General features: G+C 38.5%; 14 protein-coding genes, 1 tRNA gene and 2 pseudogenes (1 of these 17 only partly in view). 8 read left to right on the forward strand and 9 right to left on the reverse strand.

The features are described 5' to 3' along the window. Positions 1-146: 146 nt before the first annotated feature. From FVQ77_08350 to FVQ77_08360, 3 genes are all read right to left on the reverse strand, one after another. Entirely contained in the window at positions 147-1631 is a 1485-nt protein-coding gene (locus FVQ77_08350) for a Do family serine endopeptidase (GenBank protein MBW8050333.1), read from the reverse strand. A 271-nt stretch (positions 1632-1902) separates the two neighbouring features. Beyond that, a complete protein-coding gene (locus tag FVQ77_08355; protein MBW8050334.1) occupies positions 1903-2223 on the reverse strand; it encodes an Hsp20/alpha crystallin family protein in 321 nt (106 codons plus the stop codon). Further along, on the reverse strand, positions 2183-2389 hold the full coding sequence (locus FVQ77_08360; GenBank protein ID MBW8050335.1) for a hypothetical protein: 207 nt from the start codon (positions 2387-2389) through the stop codon (positions 2183-2185). The genes FVQ77_08355 and FVQ77_08360 overlap by 41 nt, the downstream gene beginning before the upstream one ends. Here FVQ77_08360 and FVQ77_08365 point away from each other — a divergent pair. The 3 genes from FVQ77_08365 (at position 2372) to FVQ77_08375 (ending at position 4847) form a co-directional block, all read left to right on the forward strand. Further along, complete coding sequence (locus FVQ77_08365) at positions 2372-2602, forward strand: hypothetical protein (protein ID MBW8050336.1); 231 nt, start codon at positions 2372-2374, stop codon at positions 2600-2602. The two genes, FVQ77_08360 and FVQ77_08365, sit on opposite strands and share 18 nt — an antisense overlap. Next, positions 2599-2856: a Txe/YoeB family addiction module toxin gene (locus FVQ77_08370; GenBank protein ID MBW8050337.1), complete on the forward strand. Its 258-nt coding sequence runs from the start codon at positions 2599-2601 to the stop codon at positions 2854-2856. Before FVQ77_08365 ends, FVQ77_08370 begins: the two co-directional genes overlap by 4 nt. Positions 2857-2996: 140 nt before the next feature. Continuing rightward, positions 2997-4847 (forward strand): carbon starvation protein A, encoded by a 1851-nt coding sequence (locus tag FVQ77_08375; GenBank protein ID MBW8050338.1) that lies wholly within the window; start codon positions 2997-2999, stop codon positions 4845-4847. Here FVQ77_08375 and FVQ77_08380 read toward each other — a convergent pair. Then, positions 4847-5029 (reverse strand): annotated as a pseudogene (locus tag FVQ77_08380) (hypothetical protein). The gene FVQ77_08375 and the pseudogene FVQ77_08380 sit on opposite strands and share 1 nt — an antisense overlap. A 237-nt stretch (positions 5030-5266) precedes the next feature. Between FVQ77_08380 and miaA the strand changes: the two are divergent. Beyond that, positions 5267-6187 carry a tRNA (adenosine(37)-N6)-dimethylallyltransferase MiaA gene (miaA, locus tag FVQ77_08385; GenBank protein ID MBW8050339.1) on the forward strand — a complete coding sequence of 307 codons (921 nt, stop codon included), beginning with the start codon at positions 5267-5269 and terminating at the stop codon, positions 6185-6187. Here miaA and FVQ77_08390 read toward each other — a convergent pair. Next, positions 6180-7421, reverse strand: coding sequence for an amidohydrolase (locus tag FVQ77_08390; GenBank protein ID MBW8050340.1), 1242 nt, complete (start codon positions 7419-7421; stop codon positions 6180-6182). The two genes, miaA and FVQ77_08390, sit on opposite strands and share 8 nt — an antisense overlap. A 349-nt stretch (positions 7422-7770) precedes the next feature. On the opposite strand from FVQ77_08390, the gene FVQ77_08395 reads away from it, so the two are divergent. Beyond that, positions 7771-8577, forward strand: a complete 807-nt coding sequence (locus FVQ77_08395) for a protein-L-isoaspartate(D-aspartate) O-methyltransferase (GenBank protein MBW8050341.1) — start codon at positions 7771-7773, stop codon at positions 8575-8577. A gap of 179 nt (positions 8578-8756) precedes the next feature. Here the strand turns inward: FVQ77_08395 and FVQ77_08400 are convergent. Further along, positions 8757-8830: transfer RNA gene (locus FVQ77_08400), tRNA-Ile, on the reverse strand. Between the two features lie 80 nt (positions 8831-8910). On the opposite strand from FVQ77_08400, the gene FVQ77_08405 reads away from it, so the two are divergent. Then, entirely contained in the window at positions 8911-10062 is a 1152-nt protein-coding gene (locus tag FVQ77_08405; protein ID MBW8050342.1) for a site-2 protease family protein, read from the forward strand. Positions 10063-10278: 216 nt separating this feature from the next. Here FVQ77_08405 and FVQ77_08410 read toward each other — a convergent pair whose 3' ends face one another. Next, entirely contained in the window at positions 10279-10791 is a 513-nt protein-coding gene (locus FVQ77_08410) for a DUF3276 family protein (protein MBW8050343.1), read from the reverse strand. A 290-nt stretch (positions 10792-11081) separates the two neighbouring features. Between FVQ77_08410 and FVQ77_08415 the strand changes: the two genes are divergently transcribed. Then, positions 11082-11987: a DUF58 domain-containing protein gene (locus FVQ77_08415; protein MBW8050344.1), complete on the forward strand. Its 906-nt coding sequence runs from the start codon at positions 11082-11084 to the stop codon at positions 11985-11987. Between the two features lie 180 nt (positions 11988-12167). Here FVQ77_08415 and FVQ77_08420 read toward each other — a convergent pair whose 3' ends face one another. Both FVQ77_08420 and FVQ77_08425 read right to left on the reverse strand, forming a co-directional pair. Beyond that, a complete protein-coding gene (locus FVQ77_08420) occupies positions 12168-14429 on the reverse strand; it encodes an aconitate hydratase (GenBank protein MBW8050345.1) in 2262 nt (753 codons plus the stop codon). Between the two features lie 610 nt (positions 14430-15039). Then, on the reverse strand, positions 15040-17334 hold the full coding sequence (locus tag FVQ77_08425; GenBank protein ID MBW8050346.1) for a T9SS type A sorting domain-containing protein: 2295 nt from the start codon (positions 17332-17334) through the stop codon (positions 15040-15042). A gap of 518 nt (positions 17335-17852) precedes the next feature. Between FVQ77_08425 and FVQ77_08430 the strand changes: the two are divergent. Then, positions 17853-19678: pseudogene (locus tag FVQ77_08430) on the forward strand (T9SS type B sorting domain-containing protein); it runs 4867 nt beyond the window's last position.

Consider the following 19678-nt stretch of genomic DNA (forward strand, 5'->3'; position numbering starts at 1 on the left):
AACAAAAAAAGGAAGTTCCAACTATATTTGAAACTTCCCTGTTATTTTACTTTAATATTTAATGACTATCCTTAAAGATAAACAATTACGAATGAAAGCATATTCTTATTATTAGTCCCGCCAAAGGCGGGATTGGCATCGGAGAGCTACATTCCAATAGCATAATAGCCTTTTGCACCATTTGGATATATGCCTTGAATAAGTATCCCGCCTTTTATGTTTTTTAATATTTCCTTAATGTCATCCGGTTTATATACCCTTATTTTATCAATATGGGTAATGATAAAACCTTCCTGTATTCCTACACTTTTCAATTTACCGTTCCTTAATTCTATAATTTCAATACCACCTTTTATCTTCAATTTCTCTTTCACTTTCTTACTAACTTCCTGAAAGTCTGCTCCAAGAACAGTGATGATCTTTTCTTGCTTCTTAACTATTTCGGTATTACCAAGCTTATTTTTCAGGCTTAACCATACAGACTTTGCCTTATTATTCCTCAAATATTTAACTTCTATCATATCACCGGGGCGGTACTTAGCTACTTGCTCCTGTAATTCGGAAGTAGAATTCACTTCCACATCATTTACTTCCAGAATAATGTCACCTGCCTTTATCCCTGCTTTTTGTGCAGCGCTTTTCGTATTAACATCTGCTATATAAACACCCTTTAGCTGATCAATTCCATATTCTTTGGCAAGATCAGAAGTAATATTCATAATTCTTACTCCCAATAATGCCCTTTGAACCTCTCCGTATTTCAACAGATCATCCACTACCTTCTTAACTAAAGACACCGGCACAGCAAAAGAATAGCCAATATATACATTGGTAGGAGTTTGAATAGCAGTATTAATACCAATTAGTTCTCCGTTAAGGTCTACCAATGCTCCTCCACTATTGCCAGGATTCACTGCTGCATCTGTTTGAATAAAAGACTCGATCTGCATACCATTAGCATCTCTTAGAAGGCCTAAATTTCTTCCCTTCGCGCTTACAATACCCGCAGTAACTGTGGAGGTGAGATTAAATGGGTTCCCCACTGCTAAAACCCACTCCCCGACTTTTGTATCTTCGGAATTACCATATTTTAGAAAGGGTAATCCTTTTTCATCTATTTTTATCAGAGCCAGATCAGTTGAAGGATCAGTGCCTATCACTTCTGCAATATAGGTCCTTTTATCATCCAGTATGATCTCAATTTTTTCTCCCCCTTTTATTACATGATTATTAGTTACAATATAGCCATCATCAGTAATGATAACACCTGAACCAGATCCTATGCGGGGGTAATTTTCATGAGGTTTTTTGTTATTATACTGGTCACCAAAAAAGTCTCTAAACAAATAGTCAATGGGGTTATAATAATAGTAATTTCCGGAAGCCTCATAATGTGTCTTTATGTGAACTACTGCAGAACGTGAGATTTCAGCAGCTTGTATAAAATTTAATCCTGTCGGAACAATACCACCCGGACTTGGGGAATGATTTGTAAATAAAACATTCTGCCTGTCAATAATAGACTCATATTTCTTGTTATTTTTTTCGCTTAGCTTATAACCACCCAGAGATACAAGCCCACCCATTACGGAAGCGATAATTAACCCGGTAATGTAACTTTTTTTGGTCATGATTTAGTAGGTTTTGTTAATTAAGAATATATTTATTGAAGCAATAACTATTCCAATATGTAACGGATGATTGGTGGTAATATTATATGGATGGTTCCCGAGTACTCGGGATGGTTGAATGACTGCATGATTGCATGCATCCATGCAGTCATGCGTTCATGCCTTCCTATAATTTGTTTCAACTTTTTGGACTGGGCACACTTTTTAATTATAAAAAACCAGATCGCCTTAAGTTAGTCAGGCAGATCGGGTTTACAATTAATCCGATAGATTAATTAATTTCAATGACATTTTTTACAACTTTTTTTTCATCCTTTGGAATTACAACTTTTAAAATGCCATCTTTATACGATGCTTTCATAGCATCATCTTTTACATTGTCGGGAAGATAAAAAGTCCTGGTAAATTTACCATACTGGCTTTCAATAGTATGGTAGGTATTGCCATTGTCTTCCTTTTCAAATTTTGAATAAAATATTATGACATTATGACGTAAACTATCTATCATTTCTAGTGCAGCTTTGATTATTACAGACAGCATAGCAAATGGTTTAAAATAAAACAATACCGTCTTCTCTTTTAAATGTGGCATCAACCTGGCAAACCTTCACACAAGGCGGCTTGTCGCAGTGCAGGCAGGGCTTGGGAAACCAGTAAGGAGCTGTTGTTTCGGCATCCTGCATTTTGAATACTTTAGATATTGGATTTAATTTGTATATTTGCAAAAAATATTCATAACCATGTACACAGAATTCCATACTACAGCCGATGCGCTTGATGATAATTTCCTGAAGGGGATAAGGGCAATTTTTAAAAACAAACCCATTTCTATAATAGTTGAAGAGGAGATGGATGAAACGGAATATCTTTTGCGAAGCCCCGCCAACCGCAAAATGCTTCTTGAATCGTTAGAGAATGTAAAAAAAGGGAAATTGATAAAAGTTGATATTAAAAAATATCTTCGCAAATGAGAGAAGTATTTTTTGAGCCCCTGTCTAATAAACAGTTTTTGGAATGGAGGCGCACTGATAAAAAGATATTTCAAAAAATTGACGACCTTCTTGACGATGCCTGTCAAAATCCTTTCAGTGGAACCGGCAAGCCCGAACCGCTGAAGCATGAACTCAAGGGATGCTGGAGCAGGCGCATTACCAAAGAACATCGCCTCGTTTACACAGTAACCGATGACGCTATTATTGTTATTTCCTGCAAGTATCATTATTAATTATTCTTTGCTATTTGTTTTGTTTTTTTCATTTTTCGAAGCTGATTTAGTACTTTATCCCCAAAAACAATAAAACTTTCAACCGAATAAAATATTTTTCCTTTTATTGCTGCTAATTAACAAGTAACCAGTAACTATCAGTGAACGCAGCCCTAATCACCATCATAGCCTTTGTCTGCTTGTTTCTTGGCTACCGCTTTTATGCCCGCTATATAGCTGTAAAAATATTCAGAACTGAAAGCAAAGAAGCCGAAAAAGAGGTGATGCCTTCAGCAGCTTTGCGGGATGATGTAGATTATTTGCCAACCAACAAGTTTGTTTTGTTTGGCCATCATTTTTCATCTATTGCAGGCGCTGCACCGATTTTGGGCCCTGCAATAGCGATCGTCTGGGGTTGGCTGCCGGCTTTGCTGTGGGTGGTTGTAGGAGCAATTTTTATGGGCGCTGTACATGATTTTGGCGCCCTGGTTTTATCCGCCCGTAATAAAGGCAAATCCATCGGGGTGATCACCGAAGAGATGATTGGAAAGCGATCTAAATTCCTTTTCCTGGTAATAATATTCCTTTTGGTCTTTATCGTGCTGGCGGTTTTTGCTTATGCCATCGCTTACCTTTTTGTCCTTTATCCGGGATCTGTCATCCCGATTAATTTTGAAATTATTGTTGCCGTGCTGATAGGACGGTGGGTTTATAAACGAAAAGGGAACCTGCTCATTCCTTCATTGATTGCATTAGTCTTACTTTATGCTATGATCTATATTGGATATTTATATCCAGTCAGATTGCCGGAATATCTATGGTTTGGCGGCTCAGAAGTATTGACCTGGATCGTATTTTTAATGATCTATGGGTTTATAGCTTCCACGCTGCCGGTTTGGGTACTTTTGCAGCCAAGGGATTATATCAATTCGCATAAATTAATCATAGGCCTGGCGGTTATTTACCTTGCAATCTTTATTGCCCAACCTGTAATAGATGCGCCTGTTATAAATTTCACAGAAAATCCTAATCCCCAGCCCTGGTTTCCCTTTTTGTTTATTACGATCGCATGCGGAGCTATCTCAGGGTTTCATGCACTGGTAGCTTCCGGTACATCTTCTAAACAATTAAAAAACATAAAAGATGCCCGGTACGTGGGTTACGGAGCCATGATGGGTGAAGCCGGACTGGCAATCGCAGCCACTATTGCCGTAGCAGCAGGATTTGCAAATGCTGAAGCATGGCAGCACCATTATATTGACAATTTTGAACATGCTGTTAGCTTAAAAAGCAAAATAGAGGCTTTTGTGCTGGGTACATCCAGTTTTCTTTCAGAGCTAAAAATGTTTCAATATTTAGCAGGTAACAATGTACAAAACCTGACAGCGGTATTTGTGTCTGTTTTGGTGATCAGCTTTGCAGCCACGTCTCTGGATACCGCTACCCGTATCCAGCGTTATATAATTGGAGAAATTGGAGAGGGCTTGTTGAGATGGAAGATGGGTGATGGAAGATGCCCGCCTGCCAAAACAGAGTGGCGGGCAGGGATGATGGAAAAGGGCAACTTATGCCAAAGAGTCTTGCGGCTGGGACAAATCTTTAGCAAGTATATAGACAGATCGTTGGAATTTTTAGCAAAAAACAGGTATTTACAGGCATTTATCGCGGTTTTGTTATCTTTTCTCCTGGTCATTAGTGATGGAGGTGGTAAGGGGGGGCTGAATCTTTGGCCGCTTTTTGGCGCTACCAACCAAATGGTAGGAGCGCTTACCTTATTGGTGCTTTCGGTGTGGCTATTGAGAAAAAAAATAAATGCAAGCGCCACTTTAATTCCCATGGTCTTTATAACTGTGGTCACTTTTTTAGGGACAATGGATAATATTTTCAATTACGTTGATACACAAAAGTGGCTGCTTGCAGGAATAGCTTCTGTTATTGGCATTTGCCAGGTGTGGATCATTGGGGAGGCAATCGTTGTGTTAAAAAGAGAGTTTAAGCATATAACTTCGTAATGGGCAGTTGGCAGTCGGCAGTTGGCAGTTGGCAGTTGGCAGTTGGCAGTCGGCAGTTGGCAGTTGGCAGTTGGCAGTCGGCAGTTGGCAGTTGGCAGTTGGCAGTTGGCAGTTGGCAGTTGGCAGTTGGCAGTCGGCAGTTGGCAGTTGGCAGTCGGCAGTCGGTAGTTGGCAGTTGGCAAGAACAGTGATAGGTGATCAGTTATTAGGTTATTAGGGGTTATTAGGCTAAATAACTCAATAATTCAATAACTTTATTCAATTTCTGCCATTGGCAATTTGGAGCGAGGGTTTGGGTAAATCTTCAAGCTTCTCGGTTCTACTATCAGATCAAGGGCTTCCATTACAATAGCTCCAATTAATGGGTATGTTTTTTTAGAATATTAATTTCGTTTTAAAAATTAAAATTCCGATACAATATGTTAACCATCCTTGGACCAACAGCAACAGGCAAGACAAAATTAGCCGCTCAAATAGCGCACCGGCTAAACGGTGAAATTATCAGCGCTGATTCACGGCAGGTTTATAAAGAAATGAATATTGGTACGGGTAAAGATTATGAAGATTATCTCATTGCCGGAAAAAAAATCCCTGTTCATTTGATCGATATTGCTGAACCGGGAGATGAATATAACGTTTTCCAATTCCAGAAGGATTTTTTCAAAGTCTATGATGAAATTATAAAAAGAAACAAGCTTCCTGTACTCTGTGGAGGCACAGGTTTGTATATTGAAGCAGTTTTAAAAGGGTATAAATTTTTGGAAGCGCCCCGTAATGAAAAATTGAGAAAAAATTTAAAAAACAAAACACATAATGAACTGGTAGATATCCTTTCATCAATTCAGTCATTACACAATACTACAGACATTCTGGATAGAAATCGTCTTGTCAAAGCAATTGAGATAGCAATATATCGCAAAGAACATCCCGAGACAGACACTGATTTTCCAAAGGTTCAAACACATATATTCGGTATTCATTATGACAGGAAGATCATTCGTGAAAGAATAACGGAACGTCTGAAAGACAGGTTGGAAAACGGGATGGTTGACGAAGTTGAAATGTTATTGAAAAAAGGGATCAGCGCTAAACGACTTAAAAGTTACGGACTTGAATACAAATTCATTACCCAATATATTCTGGGCGAAATAAATAGGGAAACTATGTTCCAAAAGTTGAACACTGCCATACACCGGTTTGCGAAAAGACAAATGACATGGTTTCGTAAAATGGAACGGGATGGATACTACATAAATTGGATTGATGGAGAATTGCCGATGGAAAAGAAAATTAATAAGGTATTAGAGGGTAAACATACTTTTTTAGCATCTTTTACATAGAGAGCTCCGAAACCGCAAGCCATGCCATTAATCCCGCACTTACCTCAAGGGCGTCTTCATCAATATTAAAGGTGGGCGTATGTACTAATGAGGTGATGCCTTTTGTTTCATTTCTGACACCCAACCTGTAAAAGCATGCATTTATCTGATGAGAATAATAAGAAAAATCCTCTGATGCCATCCAGATATCAAGGTCAACTACATTTTCTTTGCCTAAGTAATCTTCGGCAAATTTTCGCAGTTGTGCTGTAAGCTGGGGATGATTTTCAAGACAGGGATAGCCTTTGAGAATATCTATATCAGCAGTGCCACCCATGCCTTCAGCTATAGCGTGGGTGATCTGTTTTATTTTTTTGTGTGCAGCAGCTCTCCAATCTTCATCCATGGTACGGAATGTACCTTCCATCTTCACTTCATCAGGAATAACATTGGTAGCTCCTTCAGCTATTACCTTACCAAATGACAGCACAGACGGAATTTTGGGACTGGCATTGCGGCTAATGACCTGCTGCAAAGCTACAATTGTATGCGAAGCGATCAGAACAGGGTCAATGTTCATTTCAGGCATTGCTGCATGGCCGCCTTTTCCTTTCACGGTTATGTAAATTTCATCGGTGCTTGCCATGTATTTCCCTTCACGAAATCCAACTTTACCAACTGGGATCAAAGGCATCACGTGCTGACCAATGATATTTGCAGGTGCAGGAGCCTTCAACACGCCCTCTTTGATCATTAATGATGCACCTCCTGGTATTTTTTCTTCAGCCGGCTGAAAAATTAATTTAATACTGCCATAGAATTCACTTTTCAGATCACATAAAATCCTGGCTGCACCTAAAAGTGAAGCTGTATGCACATCATGCCCGCATGCATGCATGATCCCGTTATTTTTTGATCGGTAACTAATATCATTGGCCTCTTGTATCGGCAAAGCATCCATATCTGCCCTGAGAGCTACTACATTTGGGATTTGGGACCCGCCTGCCATAGGCCTTTGGCGGGCAGGTTTGGGATTTGGGATTTTGCCCGACCCTCGCCCTTCAATTACTGCTACAACACCAGTCTTTGCAATGCCTTCCTGAGGTTTGAGTCCAAAAGCTCTTAATCTTTCTGCAACAAATTTTGAAGTGTTATACTCCTCGAACGAAAGCTCCGGGTTAGCATGAAGCTGCCTTCTATCCTTGATTACTTCATTGGCGTACTTTTTTGCTAATTTTTGGATTTTATTTTTCATAATTTTTCAAAGTAAATAAATATTTTATGAAAGTTAAAAAAAATAACTATCTTTGAACTACTTTAGAAGAACATAACTTTATGTAAATGGTTAAAAACAGTTAATAGCGGTTAATAATGGTTAATATCGGTTACTTTTTCATATGCTTAATCTTGAAAAAAAGGAGCATATTGCAAAAAAGCAGTGTTTTAAGCAACCGTTGTTAACTGTTGTTAACTGTTATTAACTGTTATTAACTGCTATTAACTTTATGTAAATGATTAAAATAAATGCCACTAAATCACCTGTCTGCGTCCCGTGCACTCGGGACAGGCAGGCTAAATCCCACAAAAGAAATAAGCAGTTGGCAATGGGCAGTTGGCAATATTGCATACTGTCAACTGCCTATTGTTTACTGCTTTTTTGCCTGCTGTTTTTCCAAATTAGCTGTAATTTAAATATTGATAACTATAAGGAAGATTCAAAATCTACAGCCACAGCAACTGCTGCTTCCCTTGACACTTTCCCGGCTTTTGAATGGTGGCGCTTAGAAGCCAGAAAGATGGTAAAAACCCAGATTTCCGATCGTGGCGTCAAAGACAAGGCGCTCCTTGAGGTTATGAGAAACACGCCCCGTCATCTTTTTGTACCGAAAGAATTAGAAAAAAGCGCATACATTGATAGCCCTTTGCCGATAGATGAACAGCAAACAATTTCCCAGCCATATATTGTAGCGTTAATGACTGAATTGCTGCAACTGAAAGGAAATGAAAAAGTTCTGGAAATAGGTACAGGCTCAGGATACCAGGCGGCAATATTAGCTCAATTGACCGGGAAGGTTTATACCATTGAATTAATTAAGTCATTGGCTGAAAGCGCTAAAGCGTTGTTGGACAGGTTGGGTTATGAAAATGTAATCGTAAAATGGGGTGATGGTTATAAAGGTTGGCCAGAAGAAGCGCCTTTTGATTGTATTATTGTTACGGCTGCCCCTGAAACTGTGCCCCAGGAATTAATTAAACAATTGAAAAATGGCGGGCGCTTAGCCATACCCGTTGGTGTATATTTCCAGGAATTATTGCTGATCACAAAAAATAAGGAAGGCATAAAAAAGGAAAGCATTATTCCTGTGCGTTTTGTTCCAATGGTACATCCCCCTGCTAAAAATAAAAATTAAGTTTTATCAAAATAAATTGTTAATAGAAGGCTTATGAAGTAATTATGTAGAAGTAGGCAGTAGGCAGTAGGCAGTTAATCCCGAGTACTCGGGATCAACTGTCAACTTTTTTACATAGTGCAGGCTTAATAGTTAAATATTCAATCTATAATCTATTCTCGTCAATCTTTTATTAAAGGTGGGCCCAGCAGGACTTGAACCTGCGACCTACGGATTATGAGTCCGGTGCTCTAACCAACTGAGCTATAGGCCCTTTTTTTATTGCAAATCTACATATTTTTGTTAATTTTGCCAAACAAATTATTACGAGTATTTTTCCTGCTCTAATAAACTATGAAGAATATTGAATCACCGGACATTAAAAAACTTTCCATCCATCTGGTTTTATTCATTATCACACTCATCACAACTACATTAGCAGGGTCTGAATGGATACATGGAAGATTTTTTTTTGATAACCTTGGCTGGATGGATTGGCAGGGGTTTTTAAAAGGGCTTCAATATTCCATACCATTTTTAGGCATTCTCACTGTTCATGAATTTGGTCATTATTTAACTGCACGATTCTACAAGATTAAAGTTTCTTTACCCTATTATATTCCATTCTTTTTCGGTCTTGGATTTTCTATAGGAACCTTTGGGGCATTCATAAGAATTAAAAGCAGGATGAAACATCGCAAGCACCTTTTTGATGTAGGAATTGCAGGGCCATTAGCAGGATTTGTTGTTGCAATCATGCTATTGTTTTATGGTTTTACACATCTACCTCCCCCGGAATATGTAACCAATATTCACCCTGAACTTGCCCAGCACATTGCGCAACATGGATTAAACTGTGCAGATCATGTGTATAAAAATACGGGTGGGAGCCTTGCTTTAGGCAGCAACCTGATCTTTATGTTTTTCGAGCGTTTTGTAGTTGAAGACCCCCGGCTCATTCCCAATAAATATGAAATGTGGCATTATCCCTTATTATTAGCCGGGTACCTGGCGCTGTTTTTCACTGCTCTTAATCTTATCCCGATAGGTCAGTTGGATGGAGGGCATATTTTGTACGGCCTGGTAGGAAGCAAAAATCACAGGATCATTTCACCAATCTTTTTTTTGATTTTGGTTTTTTATGCCGGTCTGGGTTTGGTTGAGCTCTTTGATAAAATAAATATTTTCAGTTTTCCCATTTATTCAGCGCCTCTTTATTGGGGGGGGCTTTGTATTTTATTCTCCAAAGTTTTTAAAGGATTCTATAAAGTTATGTTATTCTCCCTGGCTTTTATGGCGTTGCAATTTTCATTTTCCAACCTATTTCCCTCAGTTAAAGGATATCCAGGATGGTTAGTTTTTGCTCTTTTGCTCAGTATGTTGGGAGTTTATCATCCACCCGCACAGTATGAGAAGCCATTAAATACAAAAAGAAAAATATTGGGTTGGATATCCTTGATAATTTTCATCCTTTGTTTTACTCCTGTCCCCCTTGTTCTTGAATAAGACATGGATTACCACCGAGAAATCGGGGCAGGCACAGATGATAATACTTAGTTGCAAAAGTAATAGTAATTATAGTTTTTTCGGTTAATAGGCAGTTAATAGCAGTTAAAAACGGCTGCAATGGAAATCCCATTTCAAAAAGTAACCGGTATTAACCGGTATTAACCGATATTAACTGAATTATTGTTTAAATACTCTTTATTATGAAACTTAGTACTAGTCCCACTTCAATTCATCAGAGGATTCGTCTTTTTCACTTTCATCCTCATCATCCTTGCTTTTCTCCTTACTTTCATTCTCACTTTTCTCTTTACCCTCACTCTCATCTTTCTCATCTTTCTTATCTTTCTTATCTTTCTTATCTTTCTTATCTTTCTCACCTTTCTCACCTTTCTCCTTACTTTCACTCTCTATATTCTCCTGAGGCGTAAATGGAACTCTACGGGTAGGCGCCTTTCCACCTAAAAGCTCGGTTTTAATATGGTCAAGGGTTTCCTCTAGCGCTTCTGAAAAATTATCAAAATCTTCACCGTAAAGGAAGAGCTTGTGTTTTTCATAGTAAAAATTTTCTTCATCTCTTCGCATGCGCTTACTTTCGGTAATAGTGAGATAATAATCATTTGCTCTGGTTGCCCTCACATCAAAGAAATAGGTTCTTCTTCCAGCTCTTACCCTCCTGGAAAAAATTTCTTCTCTTTCTTCTCTTATATTGTCTTTTTTCTCTTCCACGATCGTTATTGTTTTAGTTTTGTGAATTTTATCCCTTTCGTATGGACGGGGTCAAAGATATGTTTTATTTCTATTATAAAAAAATAATTATTTATAAAATTGTGATTTTTTATTACATTTACTATATTTGAGTCCACTCTAAAAAGTCCAAAAAATAAAAATGCCACTAAATCACCAAAGCACTAAATCCCACAAAACCCTGAAAATCAATTAGTTAATTTTTAGTGGGATTTAGTGTTTTTGTGCTTTTGTGGCAAAAAAGACTTTTTAGAGTGGACTCATATTTTCTAATGGAAATTAATTTAACAAAGATAAAACAATTTGGCAATATAGAATTTTTAGCCAAACAAATGGTTGAAGGTTTCATTACCGGACTTCATAAATCCCCTTATCATGGATTTTCTGTTGAATTTGCCGAACACAGGCTTTACAATACAGGTGAAAGTACGCGGCATGTTGATTGGAAAGTTTATGCGAAAACAGATAGATTATATATTAAAAAATATGAAGAAGAAACAAACCTGCGTTGTCATGTCCTTATTGACGTATCATCATCTATGTATTATCCTGCAAACAACCTTGGCAAAATTACTTTTAGCACAATGGCAGCTTCATCTTTGGTCTATTTATTACAAAAACAGAGAGACGCGGTAGGAATCACCACTTTTTCAGAGAACATAGAACTACAAACCCCGGTAAAATCTACCCCTCTGCATCTCCATAATCTCATGATCTCACTAGAAAAATTACTGAATGACACAGGTAAAAATAAAAAAACCGCTGCTTCAACTACCCTGCACCTGATTGCCGAAAAAATAGAAAAACGCTCTTTGATCATTATATTTAGTGATATGATGGAAAATATCGGGCAACAAGATGAGCTGTTATCCGCATTGCAGCATTTGAAGCATAATCTCCATGAAGTAATACTTTTTCACGTCACGGATAAAAAAACCGAAGAGGATTTTAAGTTTGAAGAACGCCCTTATGAATTTATAGACATCGAAACAGGCGAAAAGCTTAAAATTCGTCCAAATGAAGTTAGAGATTATTATATCAAGTCTATCCGGAAAGTATTTAGTGAATTAAAGCTCAAATGTGCTCAATACAAAATAGATTTTATTGAAGCTGATATTAATAAGGGGTTTGAGCAAATTTTATTACCCTATCTTATAAAGAGAACCAAAATAAGGTGATTTGTAATGCGAGATTTATCTCGCAGTAATGATGTTGCATGGTTGCATGAAGTAGGAACAATTAACATAATATACAATACAAGTCCAGTATGGAATACCTGTTTGTAGTATTTTTTTTTCTTAATTAGAAAGATAATAGAACAAAAAGAGAAGAATGATTTTTATTGGATCAGGTAATTTTTAATTTTTCATCTTTATCAAATTCAAAGCCGATCCCGCCTTAAACCACTCAATCTGATTCTCATTGTAGGTGTGATTTACTTTAAATTCATCGCTGTTGCCATCCTTATGGTTTAATACAACCGTTAAAGGGGTTTCACCGGCAAAGGAATTTAATCCCAAAATATCAATCGTGTCATCTTCCTGTACTTTATTATAAGCTGATCTGTCAGCAAAAGTTAAGGCAAGCATCCCCTGTTTTTTAAGATTTGTTTCGTGGATCCTGGCAAATGATTTTACGATGATGGCTCTTACACCCAGGAAGCGTGGTTCCATAGCAGCGTGCTCACGCGAAGATCCTTCTCCATAATTTTCTTCACCGAAAACAACCGAGCCAAAACCGGCAGCCTTATAAGCCCTGGCAGTAGCGGGTACGGGTCCATATTCACCCGTTATTTGATTTTTTACCAGGTCGGCTTTATCGTTATAGAAATTAATAGCCCCGGTAAAGCAATTATCAGAAATATTATCCAGATGGCCCCTGAATCTCAACCATGGACCAGCCATGGAGATATGATCGGTTGTGCATTTGCCTTTAGTTTTAATTAAGAGCTTTAAACCTTTTATATCGGTACTTTCCCAGGGAGCAAACGGCTCCAGGAGCTGTAAACGTTTGGAATCAGAAGCTACTTTAATTGCTATTTTGCTGCCATCCTTAGCAGGTTGTATATATCCCGAATCTTCTACGGCAAACCCGTTTACCGGCAATTCAATGCCTTTGGGTTCCTCTAATTTTACTTCTTCACCATCTTCATTGATCAATTTGTCGGTCAATGGATTGAAACACAGGTCACCCGATAATACCATAGCAGTTACTAATTCGGGAGAAGCCACAAAGGAATGTGTATTGGGATCTCCATCATTTCTTTTGGCAAAGTTTCTATTGTAGGAGGTAAGTATAGAATTTTTTTGCTCATTACTTTTTCTATGTCGTTTCCATTGCCCGATACAAGGCCCGCAGGCATTGGCTAATATTGTACCTCCTATTTTTTCAAATTCATCTAAAAAACCATCGCGCTGGGTAGTATATCTTACCTGTTCGGAGCCCGGTGTTATGGTAAATTCAGTCTTGGCTTTCAATTTTTTCTTAATAGCCTGTTTAGCAATGGAAGCTGAACGGTCAATATCTTCATAAGACGAATTGGTACAAGAGCCGATCAGTCCGACTTCAAAATACCTGGGCCAGCCATTTTCTTTTACTGCTTTACCAAATTCAGAAACCGGCCAGGCCCGGTCAGGTGAATAAGGGCCGTTGATATGCGGTTCCAATTTTGAAAGATCAATTTCAATTACCTGATCATAGTATTTTTCAGGATCAGCATACACTTCCTTATCGGCACATAAATGTCCTGATATCTTATCAGCCTCAACAGCTACATCAGCCCGCTGAGTTGCCTTCAGATAGGCCCTTATTTTCTCATCATAAGCAAATAGTGAGGTAGTAGCGCCTATTTCTGCTCCCATATTACAGATTGTGCCTTTACCTGTTGCTGATATATTTTCTGCACCATCCCCGAAATATTCAAGAATATAGTCCGTTCCGCCTTTAACTGTTAAAATCCCGGCTACTTTCAGGATCACATCTTTTGCTGATGTCCATCCGCTCAATTTTCCTGTTAATTTCACTCCTGTTAATTTTGGGAATTTCAGTTCCCACGGCATGCCGGCCATCACATCCACGGCATCTGCTCCGCCTACGCCAATAGCAAGCATCCCCAATCCTCCGGCATTGGGTGTATGGGAGTCGGTACCTATCATCAACCCACCCGGGAAGGCATAATTTTCGAGCACCACCTGGTGAATGATGCCCGCACCAGGATTCCAGAAACCTATGCCGTATTTATTCGATACTAATGCTAAAAAGTCATAAACTTCTTTGTTTGCATTTTTGGCAGTTTCAAGGTCCTTTTTTGCGCCTGCTATAGCCAGGATCAAATGGTCGCAATGAACGGTGGTGGGAACAGCCGTTTTTTCTTTTCCTGCCTGCATAAATTGCAGCAAAGCCATTTGTGCTGTGGCATCCTGCATGGCAACCCTGTCTGGAGCAAACTCAACATAATCAACGCCTCTTTTACAGGGCTTTATAACTTCCCGGTCATAAAGATGGGAATACAGGATCTTTTCAGTTAAGCTCAATGGTCTGTCCACGATCTTTCTCGCATTATCAATATGCCTCTCAATGTTGGCATAAACAGACCGGATCATTTCAATGTCAAAAGCCATATTTAATTTACGATTTTAGAATGTAAAAGTAGAGACACGGTGCACCGTGTCTCTACTTTAAATAATCCACACCCGCTTTTTCCTTCCCCCTTTGATAGACTTTATCTCATTTGCAAGTTTTTGTAATTTAACAACTATTTTGATCTTTTCTTCAAAAGGAAGATTAGCCATTTTTTTATGGTATAATTCTTTATTCTAAAAGCAATCCTTTTTGCTGCATTTCATTTATAACATTTATTGCTTTTACCATATTTTGATCTTTATAAGGGATGAGATTTTTTTTCATGTAGTATTGGCAAATGAACAAAAAATTATAACTTTAATAAAAAGAGCCGGACCAAACATTCTTACAAAGATAAAGAAAATATTTGAAATAGTTAATAAAAAATGGCAAATGACTGATAAAATAACAAGGGTACAAAATTTCAAACGAAATAGAAAAGATACTTTTCAGGGCAGTGTTTTTTTAAAATAGATTTTAGGGTTAAAATTGGAATGTGTAATTCGCTATTGGTAAGATTATGAAAAAATCCTGCAAGATCTTTTAAACCTTGCAGGTATGGGGCAAGAATTTACACTATTATTTGTTAATTTATATTTTTTAGTACAATTATTTTAACAACAATTTTCCCATTCTAACAATGCCATTTTCTGTTTCTAACCTATAGAAGTAAATACCGTTTGGCAAATCTTCTGCATCGAATTGAATGGAATATAAATTATTCTCCTCAACAGTACCATTAAACAGTGTGGTAATATGAGTACCAATGGCATTATATACTTTTAAAGCAGCATTTACTGTTTCATCAAGTTGAATTTGAATAATTGTTGTTTCTGAAAATGGGTTTGGATAAACTGATAATCTTAGCTGGGAATCATTATTACCACCAAATGCTCCTGAACTATCACACATTCCTAAGTTATCTCCGTGCGCCAAATGTGCGTCTATTGCATTAGAGCTTACGAAGATGGTATGTGCATTAGCAGGATTTCCGGGTGGAATATGGCAAATTGCTACTTTACCTCCAACCGTATCATTTCCACCACCTCCAACAGGAATTATAATGATACAATCCGATGCATCAAAGGGCGTACTATCCAATAGAATACCCGTAATGGTTAAAACTATTGTATCACCCCCGCTGACAAACCCGAGTATACTTACAATATCCTGGGTTTTGAATTTCAGGGTCAGGTCTTCAAAACCGTCAGCATCGTCAGTAGTGCAGTCACAAACATCTTGTTTGTTTATTACCGGTATACTCACGTCTTCGATTTTTGATCTGATGGGAGAAATACCTCCAAGCAGCACCGAAGAAACGTCAATATCATTGACATCAAAATCTACTGTACCAAGGATCGCAACTGGTAGAATACCATTACTTTTGATATTAAATGGATTTGGGCAGGAGGTTGGCTTGATATCGAAATTAATCTTTGGTAATAAAATTATCGGTAAAAAGGAATATTTGGCTAAAAAGATATCACCACTGCCAACGGATGTTAAGTTTGTGGTGCTGATGGGATCGGGGTCAAAATCGGCTGTGTTACTAAAAGAGCCTGTCAGATATACATTGTTTATACCGTCAACAGCGATGTCGAATCCCTGGTCGAATGATGTGCTTCCGATACTTTTTGACGACAGATAATTACCGTTAGTATTATATTTGGCTAAAAAGATATCAAAGCTGCCTACGGATATGAGGTTGGCAGTACCGGCCCCTGGGTCAAAGTCAACTATGTCACTGAAAATACCCGTCAGATGTACATTGCCAGAGCCATCAACCGCAATACCGAATCCCTCATCATACGATGTACCTCCGAGCACATTTGCCCAAAGGAAATTTCCAGCAGAATTATATTTGGCAAAAAAGATGTCAGCGCTGCCAACAGGTGTGAGGTTAGCAGTGCCGGCTCCAGGGTCAAAGTCGGCTGTGCCAGTGATAGAACCGGTTAGATATACGTTGTGTGTACCGTCAACGGCAATACTTAATCCTTCGTCAAACGATGTACTCCCGATACTTTTTGCCCACAGGAAATTGCCAGCAGAATTATATTTGGCAAAAAAGATATCATTGATGCCAACAGATGTGAGGTTGGCAATGCCGGCTCCAGGGTCAAAGTCGGCTGTGCCACCGAAATGGCCTGTTACATACACATTACCCGTGCCATCAACAGCGATGCTGAAGCCTTCATCAAATGATGTACCTCCGAGCGCATTTGCCCAAAGGAAATTTCCAGCAGAATTATATTTGGCGACAAAGATATCTCTGCTGCCACTGGATGTTAAGTTGGCTATTCCAATGATATCTGGGTCAAAGTCAACTATGCCGCTGAAAATGCCGATCAGATATACATTGCTCATAACGTCAACAGTGATGTCCCATCCCTGGTCATCTGGTATACCTCCGCCTCCGATGTTTTTTGCCCATAGGAAATTGCCAGCAGAATTATATTTGGCAAAAAAGATATCTAAGCTGCCAACAGATGTGAGGTTAGCAGTGCCGGCTCCAGGGTCAAAGTCGGCTGTGCCAGTGAAAGTGCCGGTTAGATATACGTTGCTCGTGCCATCAACGGCAATGCTAAATCCTTGGTCAAACGATGTACTCCCGATACTTTTTGCCCACAGTAAATTGCCAGCAGCATCATATTTGGCGAAAAAGATATCAAAGAATCCAATGGCTGTGAGATTAGCAGTGTCAGTTCCGGGGTCAAAGTCGGCTGTGTCCTGAAAAAAGCCAGTCACATATACATTACCTGCGTTGTCAACAACGATGCTGTGACCTTGGTCTTCTAATGTACTTCCAATGCTATTAGCCCATTCAAAGGATTGGGATAAACATACTATTGGTACACAGATTACACAGAAAAGTGTAACTACGAATTTTACATTTAATTTTTTCATGATTTTTTAAAGTTAATGAACGATATTTGATACATTCAAACGTAAATTTGAAACACCCCGCAAAATTAATAAAATAAATTAACAAAAAAGATTTGAAAGGAATTTTTATTTTTTTTGCGGGATTAGGTCCCCCAGATTAGATAAAAAGAAATTTCAAACGGCAAATTTTTTGAACCAAATACCATTTTGATTCATGAAACATAAGGTACACTTTTTTTTGTTTTGGTTAACCAACGAATACTTGATGACAATGGTTGTAATATACAACAAAACCCTTAGTAGGATAATGTTTATAGCTTTTTTTTACTCTTGTACGATATTGTATATATATTGATGATTCACGTAAACTTTGAACCTTCTTATTATTTTACCGTAAAAAACAACTTAAAACCTCTATTTTCGTACTATTTAACAGTAAATCTGTCATAACCATTGTATTACGCTTTCCGTGCCTGTAAATCAGATACTGAATTGAATTTCAGAAAAAACAGATATGGTGTGCGTATATTCTATTATAAATGAAAAAAATATTTCTATCAATTATTGTTCTTCTAATTTGTGTTTTTAATTCCAATGCACAGGAAAGTAATGGGCTAGCGGGAGCTGACCTTTTGAGTGATTTTGGGCAGAAATCGAATAAAAGTGGTGTTATTTCAAAAGGTACTGTGCTAAGTTCAGAGAAAAACTCTTTCATAATAATTCCTTCAATAACTGATGTAAGTTGTTATGGATATTGTGATGGTGATATTACGATATCTATTTTTATGGGGTTTTCACCTTTTACTTATTTCTGGACACTTCCGGATACTAATTTTGTGTGTAAGGATGATACTTTTGCTAATTGTAATACACTTTCAAGTCTCTATCCTAATATTTGTGCCGGTACATTTAGAGTTGTAGTTCTAGATAACGATTTTCATGTCGATGATGATACTTCAATCATTGTTAATCAACCAGATTCATTGATTTCCGTTATCTGTGACAGTACCAATATCAGTTGCAATGGTATTTGCGATGGTAAAGCTACAGTATGTGCTGTTGGGGGTACACGCCCTTATTCTTACCTTTGGAGTAGTGGACAAACCGACTCTTTCGCTACAGGATTATGTGCTAACATCCTCTATGACGTAACTATTGTAGATGCCAATTTTTGTATTGATACCTTCACTTCAGTCACCCTCTCCGAACCACCCCCCTTAACCTCCGGCATCACCGACAGTACAAACGCCAGCTGCAACGGACTTTGTGACGGAACTGCTACGGTAACTCCAGTCGGGGGGACACCTCCCTATAGTTACAATTGGGATGCAGGAGGCAGCATTACTGACTCTACTGATACGAGTTTATGCGCAGGGGTTTTATACACAGTGGTTGTAACCGATACCAATGCATGCACCGATACAACTACTGTTACGCTATCTGAACCACCACCGTTGATAGCAGATGCCGGCCCTGATACTGCAATCTGTTTTGATGGCAGTACTTATATCTTAGGTGGAACACCCACAGCAAGTGGTGGTACACCCGGATATATTTACAGTTGGACCCCAAGCGCAAATTTAGATGATACTACATTTGCTAATCCAACATTCACACCACCGGGCATCGGTACTACTGAATTTGTTGTATGCTTAACTGATACGAATGGCTGTCTGAAATGTGATACAGTATTTATTACAGTAACGCCTTTACCAATAGCAAATGCCGGCATTGACGACACGACATGTGTGGGTATTCTAATCACCATAGGCGGTTCACCTACTGCAAGCACCGGCACGCCACCTTACACATATTCCTGGTCACCAGTCGGTCTCAGTGATGATACTGTTGCTAATCCAACTTTTACACCCTCGTCAACCGGTACATTTTGCTTCACAGTCACGGTGACAGATAGTATTGGGTGCATTGATGTGGATATTGTATGTGTGTTAGTAAATGCTTTACCTGTAGTGGATGCCGGCATTGATTCTTCTATTTGTTTTTATGGTGATTCTATCATAATTGGAGGGTCACCAACTGCTTCAGGAGCAGGCCCATTCACTTATGCCTGGGATCCGCCAGGGGAATTAGATGATGCTACCATTCCCAATCCAACATTTACGCCATTGGCGCCTGGTATTACCCAGTTTGTTGTTTTAGTAACCGACATAAATATCTGTGCGCTATCAGATACGGTAAATATTACAGTTACTGCTCTTCCGGTTGTAAACGCAGGTATAGATGATACGGTATGTGATGGATTTACGCCAACAATAGGGGGTACACCAACAGCCACAGGGACGGGGCCTTTTAGTTATCTGTGGTCACCCCCTGGCAATTTATTTCCTGCAACTGATAAGAACCC

The organism is Cytophagales bacterium (assembly GCA_019456305.1).
GTDB lineage: Bacteria > Bacteroidota > Bacteroidia > Cytophagales > VRUD01 > VRUD01.

Coding starts and splice junctions, on each gene's coding strand:
- FVQ77_08350 (MBW8050333.1), bottom strand. CDS start 1,631: ATGACCAAAAAAAGTTACATTACCGGGTTAATTATCGCTTCCGTAATG.
- FVQ77_08355 (MBW8050334.1), bottom strand. CDS start 2,223: ATGCCACATTTAAAAGAGAAGACGGTATTGTTTTATTTTAAACCATTT.
- FVQ77_08365 (MBW8050336.1), top strand. CDS start 2,372: ATGTACACAGAATTCCATACTACAGCCGATGCGCTTGATGATAATTTC.
- FVQ77_08360 (MBW8050335.1), bottom strand. CDS start 2,389: ATGGAATTCTGTGTACATGGTTATGAATATTTTTTGCAAATATACAAA.
- FVQ77_08370 (MBW8050337.1), top strand. CDS start 2,599: ATGAGAGAAGTATTTTTTGAGCCCCTGTCTAATAAACAGTTTTTGGAA.
- miaA (MBW8050339.1), top strand. CDS start 5,267: ATGTTAACCATCCTTGGACCAACAGCAACAGGCAAGACAAAATTAGCC.
- FVQ77_08390 (MBW8050340.1), bottom strand. CDS start 7,421: ATGAAAAATAAAATCCAAAAATTAGCAAAAAAGTACGCCAATGAAGTA.
- FVQ77_08395 (MBW8050341.1), top strand. CDS start 7,771: ATGGGCAGTTGGCAATATTGCATACTGTCAACTGCCTATTGTTTACTG.
- FVQ77_08405 (MBW8050342.1), top strand. CDS start 8,911: ATGAAGAATATTGAATCACCGGACATTAAAAAACTTTCCATCCATCTG.
- FVQ77_08415 (MBW8050344.1), top strand. CDS start 11,082: ATGGAAATTAATTTAACAAAGATAAAACAATTTGGCAATATAGAATTT.
- FVQ77_08420 (MBW8050345.1), bottom strand. CDS start 14,429: ATGGCTTTTGACATTGAAATGATCCGGTCTGTTTATGCCAACATTGAG.
- FVQ77_08425 (MBW8050346.1), bottom strand. CDS start 17,334: ATGAAAAAATTAAATGTAAAATTCGTAGTTACACTTTTCTGTGTAATC.